Below are 457 nucleotides of genomic sequence, written 5' to 3'. Positions count from 1 at the left end.
CGTCACACGCGAACTCTGCGAGGAGACCGGACTGACCTTGGGCGAAATCGACGTCGATGAAAGCTGGACGGCGGTGATCATGACCGGCCGCGTCGCTTTCATGCGGCCGGTGGCGCTGTCCTGGTCGGCCGAGGAAGCGTGCGAGATCATGCTGTCACGCATCAGGGAACAGGCGGAGCCTGAACTCTCCGATGTCGTGATCGTGCGCAATCTCGCCGAGAGCGAGCATCTCGACATGCCGCCTTTCATGCGGCGCTATCTCGCCCATATCTACGCTCAAGACTGACCATCCCCTGATTTTCCGGAACGGAACGAGATGACCGCGCCAGAAGCCTTGCCGCTACCCGCAGACAATCCCTTCGCCGCCGTCTGGGAGACGCCCTTCGGCCTGCCGCCCTTCGCGGTGATCAAGCCTGAACACATCACGCCGGCTTTCGAGGCGGCACTGGCCAAGCAC

Annotated in this window: 1 protein-coding gene; it reads left to right on the top strand. The window is 62.8% G+C overall.

Annotated elements, in window-relative coordinates; translation table 11 throughout:
* Positions 1-286: hypothetical protein (locus tag AB4Y92_RS25765; RefSeq protein WP_441822202.1), on the top strand; the 286-nt coding region annotated here is incomplete at its 5' end.
* Positions 287-457 lie beyond the last annotated feature (171 nt).

Source organism: Lysobacter sp. TAB13 (assembly GCF_052113885.1).
In the GTDB taxonomy this organism is placed as follows: Bacteria; Pseudomonadota; Gammaproteobacteria; order Xanthomonadales; family Xanthomonadaceae; genus Lysobacter; species Lysobacter gummosus.
This window is presented reverse-complemented; position numbering and strand designations above follow the sequence as displayed.